Here is an 18,910-nt window from a genome sequence, read left to right as displayed (position 1 = left end):
AGGGGGACGCATTAGAATGGCCGTCTCAATCCGCTTCACGACACGAGCCTGCCCGCATGATCAAGCCCCGGACGCCGCCCGGCATCATGGAACTGTTGCCGCGCGACCAGATCGCCTTCCAGCGCATGCTGGACACGATCCGTCGCACGTTCGAAGGCTTCGGGTTCCTGCCGATCGAGACGCCGGTGTTCGAACTGTCCGAGACGCTGCTGACCAAGTCCGGTGGCGAGACCGAGCGCCAGGTGTACTTCGTGCAGTCGACCGGCGCGCTCGCCAAGTCGTCCGAAGGCGGGCAGTCGGAGGGCCTGCCGGAGCTGGCGCTGCGCTTCGACCTCACCGTGCCGCTGGCGCGCTACGTCGCCGAGCACGAGCATGATCTCGCGTTCCCGTTCCGCCGCTACCAGATGCAGCGCGTCTACCGCGGCGAGCGCGCGCAGCGCGGCCGCTTCCGCGAGTTCTACCAGTGCGACATCGACGTCATCGGCAAGGACACGCTGTCGCCGCGTTACGACGCCGAAGTGCCGGCGGTGATCAGCGCGGTGTTCGCTGCGCTCGACATCGGCGAGTTCACGATCCAGCTCAACCACCGCAAGCTGCTGCGGGGCTACTTCGAAGGGCAGGGCATCGACGATGCGCGGCAGATGACCGTGCTGCGCGAGATCGACAAGCTCGACAAGCGCGGCGAGGACGCGGTGCGCGCGACGCTGACCGGCGAGGACTTCGGACTGAGCGACGAGGTCGCCGAGCGCCTGCTGGCGTTCTCGCGCGTGCGTTCGAGCGGCCACGACGATGCGCTGGCGAAACTCGACGCGCTGGGCGCGGGCACCGCGTTGTTCGAGGAAGGCCGCGACGAGCTGCGCGCGCTGCTGGCGCAGCTGCGTGCGCTCGGCGTGCCGGAGTCGCGCTACGCGCTGAACCTGTCGATCGCGCGCGGCCTCGACTACTACACCGGCATGGTCTACGAGACGATTCTCGACGCGCACCCGCAGATCGGTTCGATCTGTTCGGGCGGCCGCTACGACAATCTCGCCAGCCACTACACGAAGTCCAAGCTGCCCGGTGTCGGTATTTCGATCGGCCTGACGCGCCTGTTCTGGCAGCTGCGCGACGCCGGGCTCATCGCCACCGCCGACAGTTCGGTCGACGTGCTGGTGACGCTGCTCGACGACGCCGCGCTGCCGGACGCGCTGGCGCTGTCGCAGCGGCTGCGCGGGGCCGGCCTCAACGTCGAAACCCAGCTCGAACCGCGCAAGCTCGCCAAGCAGATGCAGTACGCGGATCGCGCCGGCATCCGCTTCGTCGTGATCCGCGGCGAGGACGAGATCGCCAAGGGCGTGGTCGCGGTCAAGGACCTGCGCCGCGGCGAGCAGTTCGAGGTGGCCGACGACGACCTGCCGCGCACGCTGCTGGTCGAGCGCGAGCAGTGGCAGGCGATGCGATGAACCTGCGGTCGCCGGGGCCCATGGCCCTGTTGCTGCCGATCCTCCTGTCACTGGCGGCCTGTTCGCCGTTCGAGACCCGCTTCCAACCTGTCACGCCCGGCGTCTACCACGTCGACAGCGTGCAGTGCGACGCATCCGGTGATGGGTCCGCGGCGCTGGCCGACATCGTGGCCGAGGCCGAACGCCGCTGTCGTGGCGGCCATCGCCTCGACGACACCGCCACCCTGTTTCTCGGCACCCGCGGCCGCGTGTTCGGCGAATGTCCGGCCGCCCGCGTCACCACGACCGTGACCTGCTTGGAGTCCATCCGATGAAATCCATCCGCCTCGACGGCCGCTCGCTGAGCCGCGCCCATCTGGTCATGGTCGCGCACGGCGCGCCGGTCGATCTGGACGAAGGCGCGCTGCAGGCGGTGGCCCGCGCCGCCGACTTCCTGGCCGAGCAGGTGCGCCGCGAGGAACCGATCTACGGCGTCTCGACCGGCTTCGGCAGCAATGCCGACCGCCTGCTCGGTGCGCGTCCGCTGCGCGACGATCTGCCCGGCGCAATGCCGTCGGGCAGGTCGCTGCACGAAGAACTGCAGGTCAATCTGATCGTCACCCACGCGGTCTGCGTCGGCGAGCCGCTGCCGGCCGAGGTCGTGCGGGCGATGCTGTGCATCCGTATCAACACCCTGCTGCGTGGTCACTCGGGCATCCGCGTATCGACCTTGCAGGCGCTCACCGCGCTGCTGAATTCCGGCATCGTGCCGGTGGTGCCGGCCCTGGGGTCGGTGGGGGCCTCCGGTGATCTCGCGCCGCTGTCGCATCTGGCGATCGTGCTGCTCGGCGGGGGCGAGGCCTTCGTCGACGGCGAGCGGATGCCCGGCGCCGAAGCGCTGAAGCGGGCAGGGCTCGAGCCTGTGACGCTGTCGTACAAGGAAGGCCTGGCGCTCAACAACGGCACCGCGCAGATGCTCGCGACCGGCGTCCTCGCGCTGCAGAAGCTCGATGCGCTGCTCGACACCGCCGATCTCGCGGCGGCGATGACCATCGACGCGTTCGCCGGGCGCCTGGGCGCCTTCGATGCCGACGTGCACGCGCTGCGTCCGCACCCGGGGCAGGTCGAGGTGGCCGCGCATCTGCGTGAACTGCTGGCCGGCTCCACGCTCGCCGACATTCCCTACCATCTGGTGCCGCGCTTCCGTCCGTGGCTGCCGGGCAGCTGGGACGCGCCCGAGGCGCAGGCGCTGCGTTTCGACATCGGCTGGGACTGGGTGCCGAGCGACCAGCGCCACGGCCGCGAGAAGTTCTACACGCGCTTCCGCCCGTTCCGCGGCGGCAAGAAGCACCAGCCGCAGGACAGCTATTCGCTGCGCTGCATTCCCCAGGTGCACGGGGCCGTGCGCGACGCGGTGGAGCAGGCCAAGCGGGTGTTCGAGATCGAGCTCAACGCGGTCACCGACAACCCGCTGGTGTTTCCCGAGCGCGCGGCCGAGCACGTCGAGGAGCAGGTGATCTCCGCCGGCCACTTCCACGGCATGCCGCTCGCGCTGGCGATGAGCTACGTCAAGGCCGCGATTCCGGTGCTGGCCTCGATTTCCGAGCGCCGCCTCAACAAGCTGGTCGATCCGGCCACCAACGACGGCCTGCCGGCGTTCCTGATCGGCAACGAGGACGCCACCGAATCGGGCTACATGATCGTGCAATACACCGCCGCGGCGATCGTCAACGATCTGGCCACGCGCGCGCATCCGGCCAGCGTCTACTCGGTGCCGACCAGCGCGAACGCCGAGGACCACGTGTCGATGGGCACCAACGAGGCGCGCCACGTGCTGTCGATGGCCGAGGATCTTGGCAAGGTGCTGGCGCTCGAGCTCTACACCGCCGCCCAGGCGCTGGATCTGCGCACAGACATGATCAACGCCGCGCGCGATCTCGCCCGTCGGCGCGATGCGTCGGCGCTGGCGCTCAAGGTGCAGGGCGGGCCGCCGGCCGACGGCGCGACGCGCGCGACGTTCGACGCCGAGGTCGAGGGCCTGCGCGCCGAGCTGGCCGCCTGCGAGGCGTTCCGTCCCGGTGAGGTGGTGGCCGCCGCACATGCACGCATTCGCGAGGTCATTCCGTTTCTCGACCGCGACCGCGCCCTCGACGGCGAAGTCGCGGCGGCCGTGCGTCTGGTGGCCGAGGGCGCGCTGCTGTCGGTGCTGCCGCGCTGGCACGCCGGCGAAGTCGTGCCGGACGCGTGAACCTGCCGCTGCACCTCGGCTGGCTCGGCGTGTTCGAAGCCGCCGGCATCGCGCTGCTGGTCGGCGCGCTGTGTTTCTCCCTGTTCCACTGGCTGGGCGTGCGCAACCGCTGGGCCCCTGGCCCCAGCCTCGGCTGGGGCTGTCTGACCGCACTGGCGATCGCCACCGGCATCGACGCCTGGAACCTGTTCTATATGGGCGTGGTGCGGCTGGAGTCGCCGGTCTATGCGCGGATCGCGCTGGCGAAGATCCACGACCCCGATTTCCTCGGCACCCGCGTGCTGATGTCCTCGATCGGCGCGCTGTCGGGCGTCGCGCTGGCATGGGTGGCGTTGCACGCACGCCGCCGCCGCGAATAGGCACACCGCACGGCCGGCGTGCGCTCGCGCGATGGCGCCTTGCGGATTGCCCGCGCGCGCAAGCGCGCCTGTCTGAGGTACCGCGCGACTCCGGGGCGGATAGGGCACGTGACCCGCGGGCGCCGTCTGTCGCCTGATTCAGGACGTCGCCTGCCGCTCGCGCACGATGCGCCGCAGGAAGACCGTCATCGCCTTCGACGACTGCACGTCGCCGCGCCGCGTCGCTGCAGCGAGCCCCGCGCGCCAGGCCGCCTCCGCTTCCGCTTCGTGTCCGCAGGCCAGCAGCGCCTTGCCGAGCAGTGACCATGCCGCCGAGTAGTCGGAATCGTGGCGTGTCGCCGCGGCCAGATGCATGGCGGCGGCCTCCATGTCACCCGCCTGGAGACAGGCGTTGCCCAGCCCGAAGCGCAGCAGCGCATCGTCACGTCCCGCATCGAGCAGGGCCTGCAGGCGGTGGCGCATGGCACGTCCTTCGGTTCGGCGTCGGCGCCGGATCATCGCCCGGACCGGGCCGGTCCGGGTGGAACGCAGCAGTGCAGCGGCCTTCTGCCCGAAGTGCCCGCGGGCTTGGGTCTGCGGCGCTCGGGGCCGTCGCAATGCCCGTTCCATGCCGACGTGCAGCGCCGGGCACACGCCGGCCGTTGACTTCGGACCGAATCGGAGTAATGTACTAGCACGCTATTACATTGATACGTGCCTTCCCGCCCGTGAAGCAACGCCCCGAACCCCTGCCGGACCACGAAGCCAGCGCCTCGCTGACGGCGTTGGCGCGTGCGTTCGCCGGCTTGAAGACTGCCGACGAGGTCGCGCGCTTTCTCGACGACCTGTGCACGCCGGCCGAGCTGGAAGCCCTGGTCGATCGCTGGCGCGTGGTGCCGCTGCTGCAGCAGGGCGTGCCGTATCGCGAGATCCACGAGCGCACCGGCGTCAGCGTCACCACCGTCGGACGCGTCGCGCGCACGCTCGATCGCGGCGCCGGCGGCTATGCGATCGCCGCACGGCGCGTGTCTCGCACCGACGAATCCCACTGAGGTCACCCCCATGAGTCCTGTGAACGGCGGCGCTACGCGCGATCGCCTGCGTATCGCCATCCAGAAGTCCGGTCGTCTCAGCGATCCCGCGCGTTCGCTGCTCGCGTCCTGCGGTCTGTCCTGGCGCGAGAGCCGCGACAAGCTGTTCTGCTACGGCGAGACCCTGCCGGTCGATCTGCTGCTCGTGCGCGACGACGACATTCCCGGCCTGCTGGCCGACGGCGTCTGCGATTACGGCATCGTCGGCCGCAACGTGCTCGACGAAGCCGCGGCCGATCGCGCCCAGCGCGGCCTGCCGCAGGTGTCGAAGGCGGTGCGTGGCCTGGGCTTCGGCGGTTGCCGGCTCGACATCGCGATTCCGGAATCGGCCGAATGGACCGGCCCCGCGCAGCTGCAGGGCAGCCGCATCGCGACCAGCTACCCCGGTCTGCTGCAGCAGTGGCTGGATGCGAACGGCGTCGAGGCGACGATCGTCAACCTGTCGGGCTCGGTCGAGATCGCGCCGCGTCTGGGCCAGGCCGACGTGATCTGCGATCTGGTCTCCAGCGGTGCCACGCTGACCGCGAACCAGCTCAAGCCCGCGGTCACGCTGATGACCAGCGAGGCGGTGCTGGCGGGGCCGGTGACGCCGCTGGCCGATGTGCGCGGCGACCTCGCGTCGTTGCTGCTGCGTCGACTCGACGGCGTGCTGCGGCTGCGTGACAGCCGGCTGGTGATGTTCCAGTCGCGCCGCGACGGCGTGGACGCGCTGCTCAAGCTGCTGCCCGATGCCGAAGCGCCGACGCTGTTGCAGGTCGACGGCAGCGACAAGGTGGCATTGCAGGTGCTCTGCCACGGTGAGATGACCTGGCCGCGCCTCGAAGCGCTGAAGCAGGCCGGGGCGGCCGGACTGATGGTGTTGCCGGTGGAGCGGATGCTGGCATGAGCATGCAGACCCCAACGACGACGCTCGACGACGCGATTCCGGCGATCGTCGACTGGTGCGGGGCCGATGCCGATGTGCGCACCGAATTGCTGCGCCGGCCCACGCAGGCCGTCGCCGCGCAGACGCGCCGCGCGGTCGCCGACGTGCTCGACGACGTGCGCGCACGTGGCGATGTCGCCTTGCGCGAACTGACCGAACGCTTCGACCGCGTCGCGCTGGACGATTTCGAGGTGGGCGCCGACGAGTTCGCTGCGGCCGAAGCCGCGGTGCCCGCGGAGCTGCGCGAGGCGATGGTCAATGCCGCGGCGCGCATCGAGCGTTTCCACGCGGCGGGCATGACGTCCGGTTACGACGTCGATACCGCCGCCGGCGTCAACTGCGCGCGCATCGTGCGGCCGATCCCGCGTGTCGGCTTGTACGTGCCGGCCGGTACCGCGCCGCTGCCGTCGACCGCGCTGATGCTCGGCGTGCCGTCGCGCCTGGCCGGGTGCCGCGAGGTCGTGCTGTGCACGCCGCCGCGTCCCGACGGCAGCGCCGATCCGGCGGTGCTGGTGGCCGCCCGACTCACCGGCGTGCACCGCGTGTTCAAGCTCGGCGGCGCGCAGGCGATCGCGGCGATGGCCTTCGGCACCGGGCGCGTGCCCGCCTGCGACAAGCTGTTCGGCCCGGGCAACAGCTTCGTCACCGAGGCCAAGCAGCAGGTGGCGCAGTCCGGCACGGTGGCGATCGACATGCCCGCCGGTCCGTCGGAAGTGCTGGTGATCGCCGATGCTGGTGCCGATGCCGCGTTCGTCGCCGCCGATCTGCTGTCGCAGGCGGAGCACGGCCCGGATTCGCAGGTGCTGCTCATCTCCGACGACGCCGCGTTGCTGGATGCGGTGCGTGCCGAGCTGTCGACGCAACTGGCCGCGCTGCCGCGGGCGGCGATCGCGCGCCAGGCGATGGCGCGCTCGCGGCTGCTCCGGGTGGACACGCTCGACACCGCGTTCGAGATCAACAACCGCTACGCGCCCGAACACCTGATCCTCGCGCTGCGCACGCCGCGCGACTGGCTCGATCGGGTCGAGGTCGCCGGCTCGGTGTTCCTCGGCGACTGGACCCCCGAGGCACTGGGCGATTACTGCAGCGGCACCAACCACGTACTGCCGACCGGCGGCGCGGCCCGGGCCTGGAGCGGCGTGAGCGTGTCGAGTTTCCAGAACACGGTCAGCGTGCAGTCGGCCGATGCGGCCGGCATCCGCGCGATCGGCCCCGATGCGGTGACGATGGCGCGCGCCGAGGGCCTGGACGCGCACGCGAACGCGGTCGCGCTGCGGATCGCGAAGGCGGCGGCATGAGCGGCGTACGTGATCTGGTCCGCGAGGATCTGCGTGATTTCGCCGGCTATGCCTCGGCGCGCACGCAGCGGCTCGAAGGGGACGTCTGGCTCAACGCCAACGAGTCGCCACTGGCGAATCCCGGCGATGCCGAGGGGCGTTGCCGGCGCTATCCGTCGCCGCAGCCGCCCGAACTGCAGGCGCGGCTGGCCGAGGTGTACGGCGTCGAGGTCGAGCAGCTGCTGATCGGCCGCGGCAGCGACGAGGCGATCGACCTGCTGGTGCGCGCGCTGTGCGTGCCCGGCCGCGACGCCGTGCTGGCGACGCCGCCGGTGTTCGGCATGTACGCGGTGAGCGCACGGCTGCAGGGCGCGGCCTTCGTCGAAGTGCCGTTGATCGACGGACCGGACGGATTTGCCGTGGACGTCGCCGCGGTGCGCAACGCGGCGCTCGCGCGCAGCGCGAAGCTCGTGTTCCTGTGCTCGCCGTCCAATCCGACTGGCGGTCTGGTGCCCCTGGCCGAGATCGATCATCTGGCCGATGCGCTGTCGGGCCGGGCGATTGTCGTCGTCGACGAGGCCTATATCGAGTTCGCCGACGCCGCATCGGCCACGACGCTGCTCGCCGCACACCAGAATCTGGTCGTCTTGCGCACGCTGTCGAAGGCCCACGCGCTCGCGGCGGCGCGGATCGGCGTGGCGATCGGCCATCCCGACCTGATCGGCGTGCTGCGTCGCTGCCAGGCGCCGTATCCGGTGCCCACGCCCTGCGCCGATCTCGCACTGGCCGGGCTGTCGCCGGACGCACTCGCGCTCACGCAGGCGCGCGTCACCGAGACCATCGCCGAACGCGATGCGCTGGCCGCGGCGCTGACGACCGCGCCCGGCGTACGCCGGGTGTATCCGTCGGCCGGCAACTACCTCCTGGTGCGGTTCGTCGATGCGGACCGCGCGTTCGCCGCGCTGCTCTCGGCCGGTATCGTCGTGCGCGACCAGCGCGCCGCGCCGCAGCTCGGCGATGCGCTGCGCATCAGTCTCGGCACGCCGGCACAGAACGCGCGCGTGCTGTCGGCCCTGCAAGCATCGGAGATCGCAGCATGAGTGCGCGCGGCAAGAAGATCCTGTTCGTCGATCGCGACGGCACCCTGATCGAGGAGCCGGCGGATTTCCAGATCGACGCCTTCGAAAAACTCCGCTTCGTCCCCGGCGTAATCCCCGCGATGCTGCGCCTGCGTGATGCCGGCTTCGAGTTCGTCATCGTCACCAACCAGGACGGCCTGGGCACGGACGGCTATCCGCAGGCGAGCTTCGACGGCCCGAACGATCTGATGCTCGGCATCTTCGAAAGCCAGGGCATCGTGTTCCGCGAGGTGCTGGTCGACCGCAGCTGGCCGGCCGACAAGGCGCCGACGCGCAAGCCGGCGCTCGGTCTGGTGATGCACTACCTGCGCGACCGCGGCATCGACCTGGACAATTCGGCGATGGTCGGCGACCGCGATACCGACCTCCAGTTCGCGGAGAATCTCGGCATCCGCGGCTTCCAGCTGCGCACCGCACAGTTCGGCGGCGCGTGGGACTGGGCCGGCATCGCGCACGAGCTGTGCGACGCGCCGCGACGCGCGACCGTGGTCCGCAACACGAAGGAAACGAAGATCCGGGTCGAACTCGATCTCGATGCCGCGAGCGATGCGCGCGTGTCGACCGGTCTGCCGTTCTTCGACCACATGCTCGACCAGATCGGCAAGCACGCCGGCATCTCGCTGGTGGTGCAGGCCGAGGGCGATCTGCAGATCGACGAGCACCACACGATCGAGGACACCGGCATCGCACTGGGCCAGGCCCTGCGCGAGGCGCTCGGCGACAAGCGCGGCATCGCACGCTACGGCTTCACCTTGCCGATGGACGAAACGCTGGCGTCCGCCGCGCTGGACTTCGGCGGGCGGCCGTACCTCGTCTTCGACGGCAGCTTCGTGCGCGAACGCGTCGGCGACATGCCGACCGAGCTGGTCGAGCACTTCTTCCGCTCGGTCTGCGACGCCGCGGCACTGAACCTCAACCTCAAGGTCGAGGGCGACAACGATCACCACAAGGTCGAGGCCTGCTTCAAGGTCTTCGCACGTGCGCTGGGTCAGGCGGTGCGCCGCAGTGGCGATGCGCTGCCGAGCACGAAGGGGACGTTGTGATGCGCGTCGTCATCGTCGACGCCGGCGGCGCCAACACCGGCTCGGTGCGCTACGCGTTCGAGCGCCTGGACATCGACGCGGCGCTGGTCACCGATGCCGCGAGCATCCGCGGCGCCGACCGGGTGATCCTGCCCGGCGTAGGCACCGCCGCGCAGGTGATGACGCGGCTGCAGCAGCTGGATCTGGTCGAGGTGCTTCGCACACTCGAACGGCCGCTGCTCGGCATCTGCGTCGGCATGCAGCTCTTGTTCGAATCGTCGGACGAGGGCGACGTCGCCGGTCTCGGTCTGTTGCCGGGCCGCGTGTCGCGGCTGCGCGGCGGGCCCGGTCTGCGCGTGCCGCACATGGGCTGGAGCACGCTGCGGGCCACGCGCGCCGACGCGCTGGTCGACGGCATCGACGGTGCCCAGGCCTATTTCGTCCACAGCTTCGCCGCGCCGGTCACCGACGACTGCGTGCTGGCCGGCGACCACGGCCAGGCGTTCGCCGCCGCGGTGCGTCGCGGTCGCATCGCCGGCACCCAGTTTCACCCCGAGCGCTCGGCGGCCGTCGGTGCGCGCGTGCTGCGCAACTTCCTCTCTCCCGCGTTCGAGGCCTGAGTCATGGCGTTCACCGTCTATCCCGCGATCGACATCCGCCACGGCCGCGTCGTGCGTCTGGTGCAGGGCGACTATGCGCAGGAAACCCGCTACGGCGACGATCCACTGGCGCAGATCGAGGCCTACGCCGCCGCCGGCGCGCAGTGGCTGCACCTGGTGGATCTGGATGCCGCACGCGAGGGCGGCTACACGCTGGCGCCGCTGCTGGCGCGCATCCGCGCCGTTACCGGCCTGCGCGTGCAGACCGGCGGTGGCGTGCGCACCGAGGACGACGTACGCCGCATCCTCGATGCCGGCGCCGAGCGCGTCGTGGTCGGCTCGCTCGCGGTGCGCGAGCCCGAGCGCGTGCTGCAGTGGATCGGCCGCTTCGGTGCCGAATGCATCACCGTCGCGCTCGACACCCGCCAGGGCCGCGACGGCGCCTGGCATCTGCCGGTGCACGGCTGGACCGAAACCGCCGACGCCACGCTCGACGTGCTCGCGGTGCGCTATGCGCAGGGCGGTCTCACGCACCTGTTGAGTACCGACATCGCCCGCGACGGCATGCTGTCGGGCCCCAATCTGGATCTCTATGCGCATCTCAAAGCGCTGGTACCCACGCTCGACGTGCAGGCCTCGGGCGGCGTGCGCGAACTCGCCGACGTGCGTGCGGCCAAGGCCCAGGGCTGCGGCGGGATCGTGCTCGGCCGGGCGCTGCTCGAAGGGCGACTGGATCTCGCCGAGGCGCTGGCATGCTGAGCCGCCGCATCATTCCCTGCCTCGACGTGCGCGACGGGCGCGTGGTCAAGGGCGTGCGCTTCCGCGACCACGTCGACATGGGCGACATCGTCGATCTCGCACTGCGCTATCGCGACGCAGGCGCCGACGAACTGGTGTTCTACGACATCTCGGCCAGTCCGCAAGGGCGCTCGGTCGACCGCGGCTGGGTGGAGCGGGTCTCGCGCCTGATCGACATTCCGTTCTGCGTGGCCGGCGGCATCCGCGACGTCGAGACCGCGCGCGCCGTGCTGCATGCCGGCGCCGACAAGATCTCGGTCAACACGCCGGCGCTGGAGCGGCCTGCGCTGATCGCCGAACTGGCCGACGCCTTCGGCGTGCAATGCGTGGTGGTCGGCATCGATTCGATCCGTGAAACCGACGGACAGTGGCGCGTGCGCAGCCACACCGGCGATCCCGATCGCACGCGCGAACTTCCCGTGCGCACCTTGGACTGGATCACCGAGGCCGTGCGCCTGGGGGCGGGCGAGATCGTCCTCAACTGCATGGACAAGGACGGTGTGCGCACCGGCTACGATCTGGAGCAACTGGCCGCCGCACGTGCGGTGTGCGCGGTGCCGCTGATCGCCTCGGGCGGCGCCGGCGAGATCGCGCATTTCACCGATGTGTTCCTGCAGGCCGATGTCGACGGCGCGCTGGCGGCCAGCGTATTCCACAGCGGCCGCATCGCCATTCCCGAACTCAAGCGCGCGCTCGCCGCGCAGCACATCGAGGTCCGCCGCCCATGACATCCGCCGCCACTGCCACCGCGCCCGACCTCGATGCGCTCGACTGGTCCAAGGGCGACGGTCTGCTGCCGGCCATCGTGCAGGACGCCGCCACGCTGCGCGTGCTGATGCTCGGCTACATGGACCGCGCGGCCTGTGCGGAAACGCTGCGCCGCGGCCAGGTGACCTTCTTCAGCCGCAGCAAGCAGCGCCTGTGGACCAAGGGCGAGCAATCCGGCCATGTGCTGGAGCTGGTCTCGATGGAGACCGACTGCGATGCCGACACAATTCTCGTGCTGGCGCATCCACACGGCCCCACCTGCCACCTGCAGCGTCCGAGCTGTTTTCCCAATGCACCGGCCGGCGTGCTCGCCGAGCTCGATGCGTTGATCGCCACCCGTGCGCGCGAACGGCCCGAGGGCAGCTACACCACGCGGCTGTTCGAGGGCGGCATCCGCCGCATCGCACAGAAGGTGGGCGAGGAGGGGGTGGAAACCGCGCTCGCCGGCGTGGTGCAGGACGACGACGCGCTGCTGGGCGAAAGCGCGGATCTGCTCTACCACCTGATCGTGCTGCTGCGGTCGCGGGATCTGTCGCTGACGGATGTGGAGCGCGTGCTGCGCACACGGGGCGGCTGAGCCGGGCGGTGCGGCCGCGCACGGTGCCGGCGTGACCGGGCGCGGTTTTGCACCCACGCCGAGCGCGGGCATGATCCGGTGACCTGACCCGGGAGTGCCAAGGATGCGCCTGTCCACCATCGCCTTGTCGTCCGCAGTGCTGCTGGCGATCGCATCGGCCCACGCCGAACGCCCCGTCTACCCGTTCACGACCGAGGCCCGGTTCGATTCCACTGCACGGCCGGCCTACGCGGGACGCCACGACGCGGTCTATGCGCATATCGATGCGCAGCAGGATGCGCATGTCGCGCAACTGCAGCGCTGGGTGCGCCAGCGCTCGATCAGCGCCACCGACGACGGCATCGCGGCGATGGCCGATCTGCTGGCCGACGACCTGCGCAGCCTGGGCTTCCAGGAGGTGCAGCGGGTGGAGACGCCCGGTCATCCCGGCGTGCTCGGCCATTACGACGCCGGCGCGCCGGTCACGCTGGTGGTCTACATGATGTACGACGTGCAGCCGGTCGAGCCGAACTGGCGGATCGCCGATCCCTTCGCCGGCGAGCTGGTCGACCACGAGCTCGGCACGGTGCTGATGGCGCGTGGCGCGATGAACCAGAAAGGCCCGCAACGGGCATTTCTCAATGCGGTCGCGTCGATGCTGGCGGTCGAGGGCACCTTGCCGGTCAATCTCTACGTCGTCGCCGAGGGCGAGGAGGAACTGGGTTCGCCGAACTTCGGCGCCGTGCTGGCGCCCTGGCGCGATCGGCTGCGTGCGGCCGATGGCGCGTTCTTTCCGATGCTGGTGCAGAGCGCCACGGGCGATGCCCAGCTCAACCTCGGCGTGAAGGGCATCATCTACTTCGAACTCGAAGCACGCGGCGGCGCGCACGGCGGCCCGACCCGCGCGGAGATCCACGGCTCGTTCAAGTCCCTGGTCGACGCACCGGCGCTGCGCCTGGTGCAGGCCATCGCCTCGCTGACCTCGGCCGACGGCAACACGGTGGCGATTCCCGGTTACTACGAGGCGGTCACGCCGCCCACCGAAGCCGAGCAGGCCCTGGTCAACGCGCTGGCCGCCGATGTCGACGATGCCGCGCTGCAGCGCTCGCTCGGCGTGGAGCGCTGGATCGACGGACTCACCGGGCGCGAGGCCATCGTGCGCAACCTGTGGGAGCCGACGCTCAATATCGATGGCCTCTGGAGCGGCTATACCGGCGCGGGCATGAAGACGATCCTCCCGCACGTGGCCACGGCCAAGCTCGACTCGCGCCTGCCGCCCGGCCTCGAGCCCGATGCCGCCTACGCGATGATCCGCGCGCATCTGGATGCCGGCGGGTTCGACGACGTCGTGATCCGGCCGCTGTCCGGCTATCCCGCCGCCGCCACGCCGGCCGATGCGCCGCTGGTGCAGGCCGCGATCGGCGTGTTCAACAAGTACGGCGTCAAGGCGCGCGTGGCGCCGTGGCTTGCGGGCAGCGCGCCGTTCTACCAGTTCACGCGGACGCTGGATCTGCCGTTCGTGTTCGGCGGTCTGGGCCACGGCTGGGGCGCGCACGGGCCGGACGAATACATGCTGATCCGCCCGGCGGAAGGCGTCGGGGCGGCGGGTCTGGCCGAGGTCGAGAAGTCCTATGTCGATCTGCTGCACGCGTTGGCCGAGGGTGCCCGCGCGCGATGAGCGGCGATGGCGGGCGTATCGATGTGTCGGAGGTCTGGCCCGGCGCGTTCACCACCACGCGTCTGCGGGCCACACCGCTGTGCGAGACCGACGGCGCGCTGTTCGCCGCGCTGTATGGCGATGCGGACACGATGGCGCAGGTCGGCGCGCCGCTCGACAGGGAGGCGGCCGGCCGCGCGCTGGCGGCCGCGCTCCGCCAGATGCGCAGTGCGCCGCCCAAGGCGCGCTACTGGCGGCTGGACGAGGGACCGCACGCACTCGGCCTGCTGTCGCTGGTGATCGATGCGGGGCGGACGACGGCCGAGACCGGTCTGCTGCTGGGCGCCGGTGCGCGCACGCGCGGCATCGCCCGCGAAGCGCTGGCGGCGCTGCTGCCGCGGGTGGTCTGCGCCGGTGGCCTCGAGGCGGTGTGGACCCGCCATCGCACCGGCCATGCCGCGGCGGAGGGGCTGATGCGGTCCCTCGGATTCGTCCCGCTCGATGCCGAGACCGGTTGGGCACGCTGGCGGATGGACCAGACGCGCCTGCAGGCGCTTGCCGCGACGCCGGTCACAGTCTAGATTGCCGCCTTCGCACGGGGGCGGATCACGCATGGAAAGCCAGGGCCGGTTGGCCTGTGTGGGTGTGGGCATGATGCTGGGCGCGCACCTGGGGCCCCGGGCCCGGCGCCACATCGAGAGCGCCGACGTGGTGTTCGTCGCCGTCTCCGACCCGCTGGTGGAAGAGTGGGTGATGCGCATGAATGCGGACTGCCGCAGCCTGCAGCCTTTTTACAGCGAGGGCCGCTCACGCCACCGCACCTACGCCGACATGGTCGAGGCGATGCTGGCCGAAGTGCGCGCCGGCCGCGAGGTCTGCGGTGCGTTCTACGGCCATCCAGGCGTGTTCGCCTGCGTCCCGCACCGGGCGATCGCCGCAGCGCGTGCCGAGGGCTTCCAGGCCGTGATGGAGCCGGGCATCTCGGCCGAGGACTGCCTGTACGCGGATCTCGGCGTCGACCCGGGCGAGGTCGGCTGCCAGCACTACGAGGCCAGCCAGTTCATGTTCTACCGCCGGATCATCGACCCGTCCGCGTGGCTGGTGCTGTGGCAGGTGGGCGTGGCCGGAATCCGCGACACAGGGCGTTTCAGCAATACGGCCGCCGAGCGGGCGCTGCTGGTCGACCGTTTGTCGGAGGACTACCCCCTGGACCATGTCGTGACGCTCTATGAAGCTGCTACGCTCGCGGTCGCGCGGCCCCGGGTGGAGCGGGTGCCGCTCAGGGGGCTCGTCGACGCCACGCTGCACCAGCACACCACGCTCGTGGTGCCGCCGGGGCGGGCAATGGTGCGGGACGAGGGGATGTGGGTTCGTTTGTTTCCTGGCGGATGAAGTTTTTCGCGCTCTGAATCGATCTCAAGGGGGATACATGTTGGATGTCGTCGCACAGCTCGAAGCTGTGGGAATGGAAAGTGCGTTCTCAACGGGCAACGATCGCGACTTGCTGCTGTCCTTGGGCGAAGAGGTGCGGCAGTTCCGCGTGTCAACGATGAACTGCATCGTGGTCGCGCCAGATGATGGCGAGACCGAGCCGCAACAGGATCAGCCGGATCAGGACGATAACGGTAGGCGGGATCAGGATGGGCAGGAAGCGGACACCCCTTGAGCCGGAGTGCGGATCATCGAGGAGGTCCGTTTTATGTGGCCTCTTCGCGGCCGTCCTCGCGCTCGGGTTTGCGGGAAGCGTGCTGGCCCATTCTCGACTGGATGCCTTGATTGACGAGGCTGACTCGTTACGCACGTCGGATCCGGCCCGCGCCGAACGGCTTCTCGACCGGATCGAAGAATTGCGTCCCGAAGCCACGGAGTCGCAGCTCAGCCGCATAAAGATGCTTCGCGTGCACCGATCCATCTTGGCCGGCGATTCTTCGGCCGCGATCTCGGAACTCAGAGCGGTTCTGGAAAGTGGCAGCGATGAACAGACGCGATTCATCGCGGCATCGATGCTCGCCAACACCTACTCCATACAACGGCAGTTCGAGGATGCATTGCGTGCGCTCGATGCAATGCTTGTCCTTGCAGACGCCATGGACGACAGGGAAGTCAGACACCGTGGGCTCCTGGTCGCCGCGATCGTATACAACCAGGTCGGCGAGTACGCTCTGGCACTGCGCTATGCAGATGCCATAGCAGCTGATCAACCCAGCGTCCGCACAACGTGCATCATCACGAGCGTCAAGCTTGAGGCCGAAAACGGACTCGGCCATTCGTTTGCAGACGCCGTTGCGTACCGCGGGCTCGAGCAGTGCGAGGGTGAGCCGATCATCGCCGCGTTCATTCGATGGCATCTGGCGAGCCAGATGGCCATGCAGGGACGTGAACGCGAAGCGATCACTCTGCTTGCCGGATATTTGGCCAAGGTCGAGTCGACAGGTTATCCGTTTCTCATAGCGCAATATCACGCGCTGCTCGCCGAGCTGGCGATGAAGGCGGGTGCTGCTGATGTCGCGCGTCAGCATGCCGCAAATGCACTCGCCATCAGCACCGAGGCGATGTCGGCAGAGGCGAACGTCAAGGCACATCATGTGCAATATCTTCTGGCCGCGGCAGAAGGAGATTTCGAGTCCGCGTTATCGGCATACCGCCTGTACGCCGAAGCCCAACGCGCCCACTTCAACGATGTGAAATCGCGCGAAATGGCCTATCAGGTCGTGCGCCACCAGTCGTTGCAGCAGGCGCAGCAGATCGAATTGCTGCGGCAGAAGAACGAGGTGCTGGAGCTGCAGAAGCGCGTCACCGAGCAGCGTGCGCAGAACTGGCTGTTGCTGGCGCTGGTGCTCATCGCCGGGCTGACGTCGGTGGGGTACTGGGCCTACAAGACCAAGCGGCTGCAGGTGCGGCTCAAGCGCATGACCGAGACCGATGCGCTGACCGGCATCTGCAACCGGCAGCACTTTTCCGAGCGCGCCGCCGCTGCGCTCGTGCAATGCGCACGCAACGCGGAGCCTGCGGTGCTGGTGATGTTCGACCTCGACCATTTCAAGCAGGTCAACGACCGCTTCGGGCACGCCGCCGGCGACTGGGCCCTGCAACGCGTGGCCGAGGCCGTGCGTCCGCTGTGCCGGGACGTCGATGCGTTCGGTCGGTTGGGCGGCGAGGAATTCGCGCTGTTTCTGCCCGGCCTGGATGCCGCGGCGGCAGCACGACTGGCGGGCGACGCGCAGGCCCGCTTCGGCGCGGTGGATACCGGGGCCGCCGGTTACGGGTTCCGCATTGCTGCCAGCTTCGGCGTGGCCTCGGTCGAGACCGCGGACTACAGCCTCGCCACGCTGATGCGCCAGGCCGATCAGGCCATGTATGCGGCGAAGCGGGGCGGGCGACGGCAGACCCGCGTGTTCGAGGCCGGGATGGAGCCGGATACGTCCTCGACGCCGCCGGCCCCGATCGATCTGCTGCGCAGTGCATTGCGCGGGGGCGCGATCGACGCCATCGATGCCGCAGCCGGACGGACCCGCGACGCCGACGCCGATCGCGCCATCGCCTGAGCGGGCAGCAACCCGGCTCAGGCCGGGTCGCGGATCACCAGCAGGCGTTCTTCGGTCATGTCGCGGATGGCGTACTTCACGCCCTCGCGGCCGCAGCCGGAATCCTTGATGCCGCCGTAGGGCATGTTGTCGACGCGGAAACTCGGGACGTCGCCGACGATCACGCCACCGGCCTCGATCCGGTCCCAGGCGCGCATCGCGTGGGCGAGATTGCCGGTGAACACGCCGGCCTGCAGGCCGAAGTCGCTGTCGTTCACCCGCGCGATCGCCGCGTCGAAGCTGTCGACCGGCTCCAGCAGCGCGACCGGTCCGAACACTTCCTTGCGCTCGAGATCCGCATCACGCGGCACCTTCTCCAGCAATGTCGCGGGAATGATGTTGCCCTCGCGCTTGCCGCCGGCGATGACCTTGGCGCCGCCCTTGCGTGCGGCGTCGATCCAGGACTCGATGCGGTCGGCCGCATCGCTGTCGATGACCGGCCCGACGAACGTGTTCTCATCACGCGGATCGCCGCTGCGCAGCGCGCCGATCGCCTTCTTGAGCTTGCGCCGCAGGGCCTCGTGCACGCTGCGGTGCGCATAGATGCGCTGCACGCCGATGCAGCTCTGGCCGGACTGGTAATACGCGCCGAACACCAGGCGTTCGACCACCTTGTCCAGCGGCAGCCCGGGGTCCTCGTCGACGATGCAGGCCGCGTTGCCGCCGAGTTCCAGCACCACCTTCTTCTTGCCGGCGCGCGCCTTGAGGTCCCAGCCGACCAGGCCGCCGGTGAAACTCAGCAGCGCGATGCGCTCGTCCTCGGTCAGCGCCGCGGCGTCCTCGTTGCTGCACGGAATCACCGAGAACGCGCCCTTGGGCAGGTCGGTCTCGGCGAGGATCTCGCCGATGATCAGCGCGCCGACCGGCGTCTTCGCGGCCGGCTTCAGTACGAACGGGCAGCCGGCCGCGATTGCCGGTGCGACCTTGTGCGCGACGAGATTCAACGGGAAGTTGAACGGCGTGATGAAGCTGCACACGCCGATCGGCACCCGCTTGACCATGCCGCGGTAGCCACGCGTGCGCTCGGAGATCTGCAGCTCGATCACTTCGCCTTCGCTGCGCGTGGCTTCGCCGGCGGCGATGCGGAAGGTGTCGATCAGGCGGGTGACTTCGCCGCGTGCATCCTTGATCGGCTTGCCGGCCTCGATGCACAGCGCGAGCGCGAGTTCGTCGAAGCGTTCCTCGAAGCGGCGCACGCAGTGCTCGAGCACGTCGCGGCGCTTGTCGGGCGGAAAGTCGGCCATCGCCCCGCGCGCCTTGTGTGCGGCGACGATCGCCTTGCGGATCGCCGCCGCATCGCCCATCGCGACGCGCGTGGCGACCTTGCCGCTGTACTTGTCGCGCACCTCGAGATCGGTGTTCGCCGCGACGGCGGCGTTGGCGAGGTAGTAGGGATAGCTGGGGGCAAGGCCCGAGGGCTTGCGGGCGGTCGTCTTCTTGGCCATAGGGCGCTCCGGAAACGGACGGAAAAGAAGCACGCGGCGTGG

Annotated in this window: 20 protein-coding genes; 18 read left to right on the top strand and 2 right to left on the bottom strand. The window is 69.7% G+C overall.

Annotation, left to right across the window (positions count from 1 at the left end):
- Positions 1 to 56 precede the first annotated feature (56 nt).
- From hisS to PQS31_RS01355, 4 genes are read left to right on the top strand one after another with little or no spacing between them, the layout of a single operon-like run.
- The gene (gene hisS, locus PQS31_RS01370; RefSeq protein WP_272760889.1) at positions 57 to 1,442 is read left to right on the top strand and encodes a histidine--tRNA ligase; all 1,386 of its coding nucleotides are present in this window, start codon (positions 57 to 59) and stop codon (positions 1,440 to 1,442) included.
- Positions 1,439 to 1,756 (top strand): hypothetical protein, encoded by a 318-nt coding sequence (locus tag PQS31_RS01365; RefSeq protein WP_272760888.1) that lies wholly within the window; start codon positions 1,439 to 1,441, stop codon positions 1,754 to 1,756. The genes hisS and PQS31_RS01365 overlap by 4 nt, the downstream gene beginning before the upstream one ends.
- A complete protein-coding gene (locus PQS31_RS01360) occupies positions 1,753 to 3,669 on the top strand; it encodes an aromatic amino acid lyase (RefSeq protein WP_272760887.1) in 1,917 nt (638 codons plus the stop codon). The genes PQS31_RS01365 and PQS31_RS01360 overlap by 4 nt, the downstream gene beginning before the upstream one ends.
- Positions 3,666 to 4,028 carry a hypothetical protein gene (locus PQS31_RS01355; protein ID WP_272760886.1) on the top strand — a complete coding sequence of 121 codons (363 nt, stop codon included), beginning with the start codon at positions 3,666 to 3,668 and terminating at the stop codon, positions 4,026 to 4,028. The genes PQS31_RS01360 and PQS31_RS01355 overlap by 4 nt, the downstream gene beginning before the upstream one ends.
- Before the next feature lie 138 nt (positions 4,029 to 4,166).
- On the opposite strand, the gene PQS31_RS01350 is transcribed toward PQS31_RS01355, so the two are convergent.
- Positions 4,167 to 4,490, bottom strand: coding sequence for a tetratricopeptide repeat protein (locus PQS31_RS01350; RefSeq protein WP_272760885.1), 324 nt, complete (start codon positions 4,488 to 4,490; stop codon positions 4,167 to 4,169).
- A gap of 245 nt (positions 4,491 to 4,735) precedes the next feature.
- Here PQS31_RS01350 and PQS31_RS01345 point away from each other — a divergent pair, with 245 nt between their 5' ends.
- The 14 genes from PQS31_RS01345 (at position 4,736) to PQS31_RS01280 (ending at position 17,384) form a co-directional block, all read left to right on the top strand.
- The gene (locus PQS31_RS01345) at positions 4,736 to 5,059 is read left to right on the top strand and encodes a YerC/YecD family TrpR-related protein (protein WP_272760884.1); all 324 of its coding nucleotides are present in this window, start codon (positions 4,736 to 4,738) and stop codon (positions 5,057 to 5,059) included.
- A 10-nt stretch (positions 5,060 to 5,069) separates the two neighbouring features.
- Positions 5,070 to 5,984 (top strand): ATP phosphoribosyltransferase, encoded by a 915-nt coding sequence (gene hisG, locus PQS31_RS01340; RefSeq protein ID WP_272760883.1) that lies wholly within the window; start codon positions 5,070 to 5,072, stop codon positions 5,982 to 5,984.
- Positions 5,981 to 7,321 (top strand): histidinol dehydrogenase, encoded by a 1,341-nt coding sequence (gene hisD / locus PQS31_RS01335; RefSeq protein WP_272760882.1) that lies wholly within the window; start codon positions 5,981 to 5,983, stop codon positions 7,319 to 7,321. The genes hisG and hisD overlap by 4 nt, the downstream gene beginning before the upstream one ends.
- Entirely contained in the window at positions 7,318 to 8,400 is a 1,083-nt protein-coding gene (hisC, locus tag PQS31_RS01330; protein ID WP_272760881.1) for a histidinol-phosphate transaminase, read from the top strand. The genes hisD and hisC overlap by 4 nt, the downstream gene beginning before the upstream one ends.
- A complete protein-coding gene (hisB, locus tag PQS31_RS01325) occupies positions 8,397 to 9,482 on the top strand; it encodes a bifunctional histidinol-phosphatase/imidazoleglycerol-phosphate dehydratase HisB (RefSeq protein WP_272760880.1) in 1,086 nt (361 codons plus the stop codon). The genes hisC and hisB overlap by 4 nt, the downstream gene beginning before the upstream one ends.
- Positions 9,479 to 10,081: an imidazole glycerol phosphate synthase subunit HisH gene (hisH, locus tag PQS31_RS01320; RefSeq protein WP_272760879.1), complete on the top strand. Its 603-nt coding sequence runs from the start codon at positions 9,479 to 9,481 to the stop codon at positions 10,079 to 10,081. The genes hisB and hisH overlap by 4 nt, the downstream gene beginning before the upstream one ends.
- Before the next feature lie 3 nt (positions 10,082 to 10,084).
- Positions 10,085 to 10,819: a 1-(5-phosphoribosyl)-5-[(5-phosphoribosylamino)methylideneamino]imidazole-4-carboxamide isomerase gene (hisA, locus tag PQS31_RS01315; RefSeq protein WP_272760878.1), complete on the top strand. Its 735-nt coding sequence runs from the start codon at positions 10,085 to 10,087 to the stop codon at positions 10,817 to 10,819.
- On the top strand, positions 10,813 to 11,586 hold the full coding sequence (gene hisF / locus PQS31_RS01310) for an imidazole glycerol phosphate synthase subunit HisF (RefSeq protein ID WP_272760877.1): 774 nt from the start codon (positions 10,813 to 10,815) through the stop codon (positions 11,584 to 11,586). Before hisA ends, hisF begins: the two co-directional genes overlap by 7 nt.
- Positions 11,583 to 12,203, top strand: coding sequence for a bifunctional phosphoribosyl-AMP cyclohydrolase/phosphoribosyl-ATP diphosphatase HisIE (gene hisIE, locus PQS31_RS01305; RefSeq protein WP_272760876.1), 621 nt, complete (start codon positions 11,583 to 11,585; stop codon positions 12,201 to 12,203). Before hisF ends, hisIE begins: the two co-directional genes overlap by 4 nt.
- Positions 12,204 to 12,306: 103 nt before the next feature.
- Positions 12,307 to 13,860 (top strand): M20/M25/M40 family metallo-hydrolase, encoded by a 1,554-nt coding sequence (locus PQS31_RS01300; protein ID WP_272760875.1) that lies wholly within the window; start codon positions 12,307 to 12,309, stop codon positions 13,858 to 13,860.
- A complete protein-coding gene (locus PQS31_RS01295) occupies positions 13,857 to 14,420 on the top strand; it encodes a GNAT family N-acetyltransferase (RefSeq protein WP_272760874.1) in 564 nt (187 codons plus the stop codon). Before PQS31_RS01300 ends, PQS31_RS01295 begins: the two co-directional genes overlap by 4 nt.
- A gap of 31 nt (positions 14,421 to 14,451) precedes the next feature.
- The gene (locus PQS31_RS01290; protein ID WP_272760873.1) at positions 14,452 to 15,231 is read left to right on the top strand and encodes an SAM-dependent methyltransferase; all 780 of its coding nucleotides are present in this window, start codon (positions 14,452 to 14,454) and stop codon (positions 15,229 to 15,231) included.
- Positions 15,232 to 15,268: 37 nt separating this feature from the next.
- On the top strand, positions 15,269 to 15,505 hold the full coding sequence (locus PQS31_RS01285) for a hypothetical protein (protein WP_272760872.1): 237 nt from the start codon (positions 15,269 to 15,271) through the stop codon (positions 15,503 to 15,505).
- Positions 15,506 to 15,584: 79 nt separating this feature from the next.
- Positions 15,585 to 17,384, top strand: a complete 1,800-nt coding sequence (locus PQS31_RS01280; RefSeq protein WP_272760871.1) for a GGDEF domain-containing protein — start codon at positions 15,585 to 15,587, stop codon at positions 17,382 to 17,384.
- 17 nt (positions 17,385 to 17,401) lie between these two features.
- Here PQS31_RS01280 and PQS31_RS01275 read toward each other — a convergent pair whose 3' ends face one another.
- Positions 17,402 to 18,868: an aldehyde dehydrogenase family protein gene (locus PQS31_RS01275; protein WP_272760870.1), complete on the bottom strand. Its 1,467-nt coding sequence runs from the start codon at positions 18,866 to 18,868 to the stop codon at positions 17,402 to 17,404.
- Positions 18,869 to 18,910: the final 42 nt, after the last annotated feature.

The sequence above is a fragment of the Luteimonas sp. BLCC-B24 genome, from assembly GCF_028550595.1.
Classification (GTDB): domain Bacteria; phylum Pseudomonadota; class Gammaproteobacteria; order Xanthomonadales; family Xanthomonadaceae; genus Luteimonas.
Note: the sequence above shows the minus strand (reverse complement) of the source record. Positions and strands in the feature narration are given on the sequence as shown.

What these genes read in the sequence shown, in the direction of transcription:
- hisS (WP_272760889.1), top strand. Translation starts at nt 57, where the DNA reads ATGATCAAGCCCCGGACGCCGCCCGGCATCATGGAACTGTTGCCGCGC.
- PQS31_RS01365 (WP_272760888.1), top strand. Translation starts at nt 1,439, where the DNA reads ATGAACCTGCGGTCGCCGGGGCCCATGGCCCTGTTGCTGCCGATCCTC.
- PQS31_RS01360 (WP_272760887.1), top strand. Translation starts at nt 1,753, where the DNA reads ATGAAATCCATCCGCCTCGACGGCCGCTCGCTGAGCCGCGCCCATCTG.
- PQS31_RS01350 (WP_272760885.1), bottom strand. Translation starts at nt 4,490, where the DNA reads ATGCGCCACCGCCTGCAGGCCCTGCTCGATGCGGGACGTGACGATGCG.
- hisG (WP_272760883.1), top strand. Translation starts at nt 5,070, where the DNA reads ATGAGTCCTGTGAACGGCGGCGCTACGCGCGATCGCCTGCGTATCGCC.
- hisD (WP_272760882.1), top strand. Translation starts at nt 5,981, where the DNA reads ATGAGCATGCAGACCCCAACGACGACGCTCGACGACGCGATTCCGGCG.
- hisC (WP_272760881.1), top strand. Translation starts at nt 7,318, where the DNA reads ATGAGCGGCGTACGTGATCTGGTCCGCGAGGATCTGCGTGATTTCGCC.
- hisB (WP_272760880.1), top strand. Translation starts at nt 8,397, where the DNA reads ATGAGTGCGCGCGGCAAGAAGATCCTGTTCGTCGATCGCGACGGCACC.
- hisA (WP_272760878.1), top strand. Translation starts at nt 10,085, where the DNA reads ATGGCGTTCACCGTCTATCCCGCGATCGACATCCGCCACGGCCGCGTC.
- hisF (WP_272760877.1), top strand. Translation starts at nt 10,813, where the DNA reads ATGCTGAGCCGCCGCATCATTCCCTGCCTCGACGTGCGCGACGGGCGC.
- hisIE (WP_272760876.1), top strand. Translation starts at nt 11,583, where the DNA reads ATGACATCCGCCGCCACTGCCACCGCGCCCGACCTCGATGCGCTCGAC.
- PQS31_RS01300 (WP_272760875.1), top strand. Translation starts at nt 12,307, where the DNA reads ATGCGCCTGTCCACCATCGCCTTGTCGTCCGCAGTGCTGCTGGCGATC.
- PQS31_RS01295 (WP_272760874.1), top strand. Translation starts at nt 13,857, where the DNA reads ATGAGCGGCGATGGCGGGCGTATCGATGTGTCGGAGGTCTGGCCCGGC.
- PQS31_RS01290 (WP_272760873.1), top strand. Translation starts at nt 14,452, where the DNA reads ATGGAAAGCCAGGGCCGGTTGGCCTGTGTGGGTGTGGGCATGATGCTG.
- PQS31_RS01285 (WP_272760872.1), top strand. Translation starts at nt 15,269, where the DNA reads ATGTTGGATGTCGTCGCACAGCTCGAAGCTGTGGGAATGGAAAGTGCG.
- PQS31_RS01275 (WP_272760870.1), bottom strand. Translation starts at nt 18,868, where the DNA reads ATGGCCAAGAAGACGACCGCCCGCAAGCCCTCGGGCCTTGCCCCCAGC.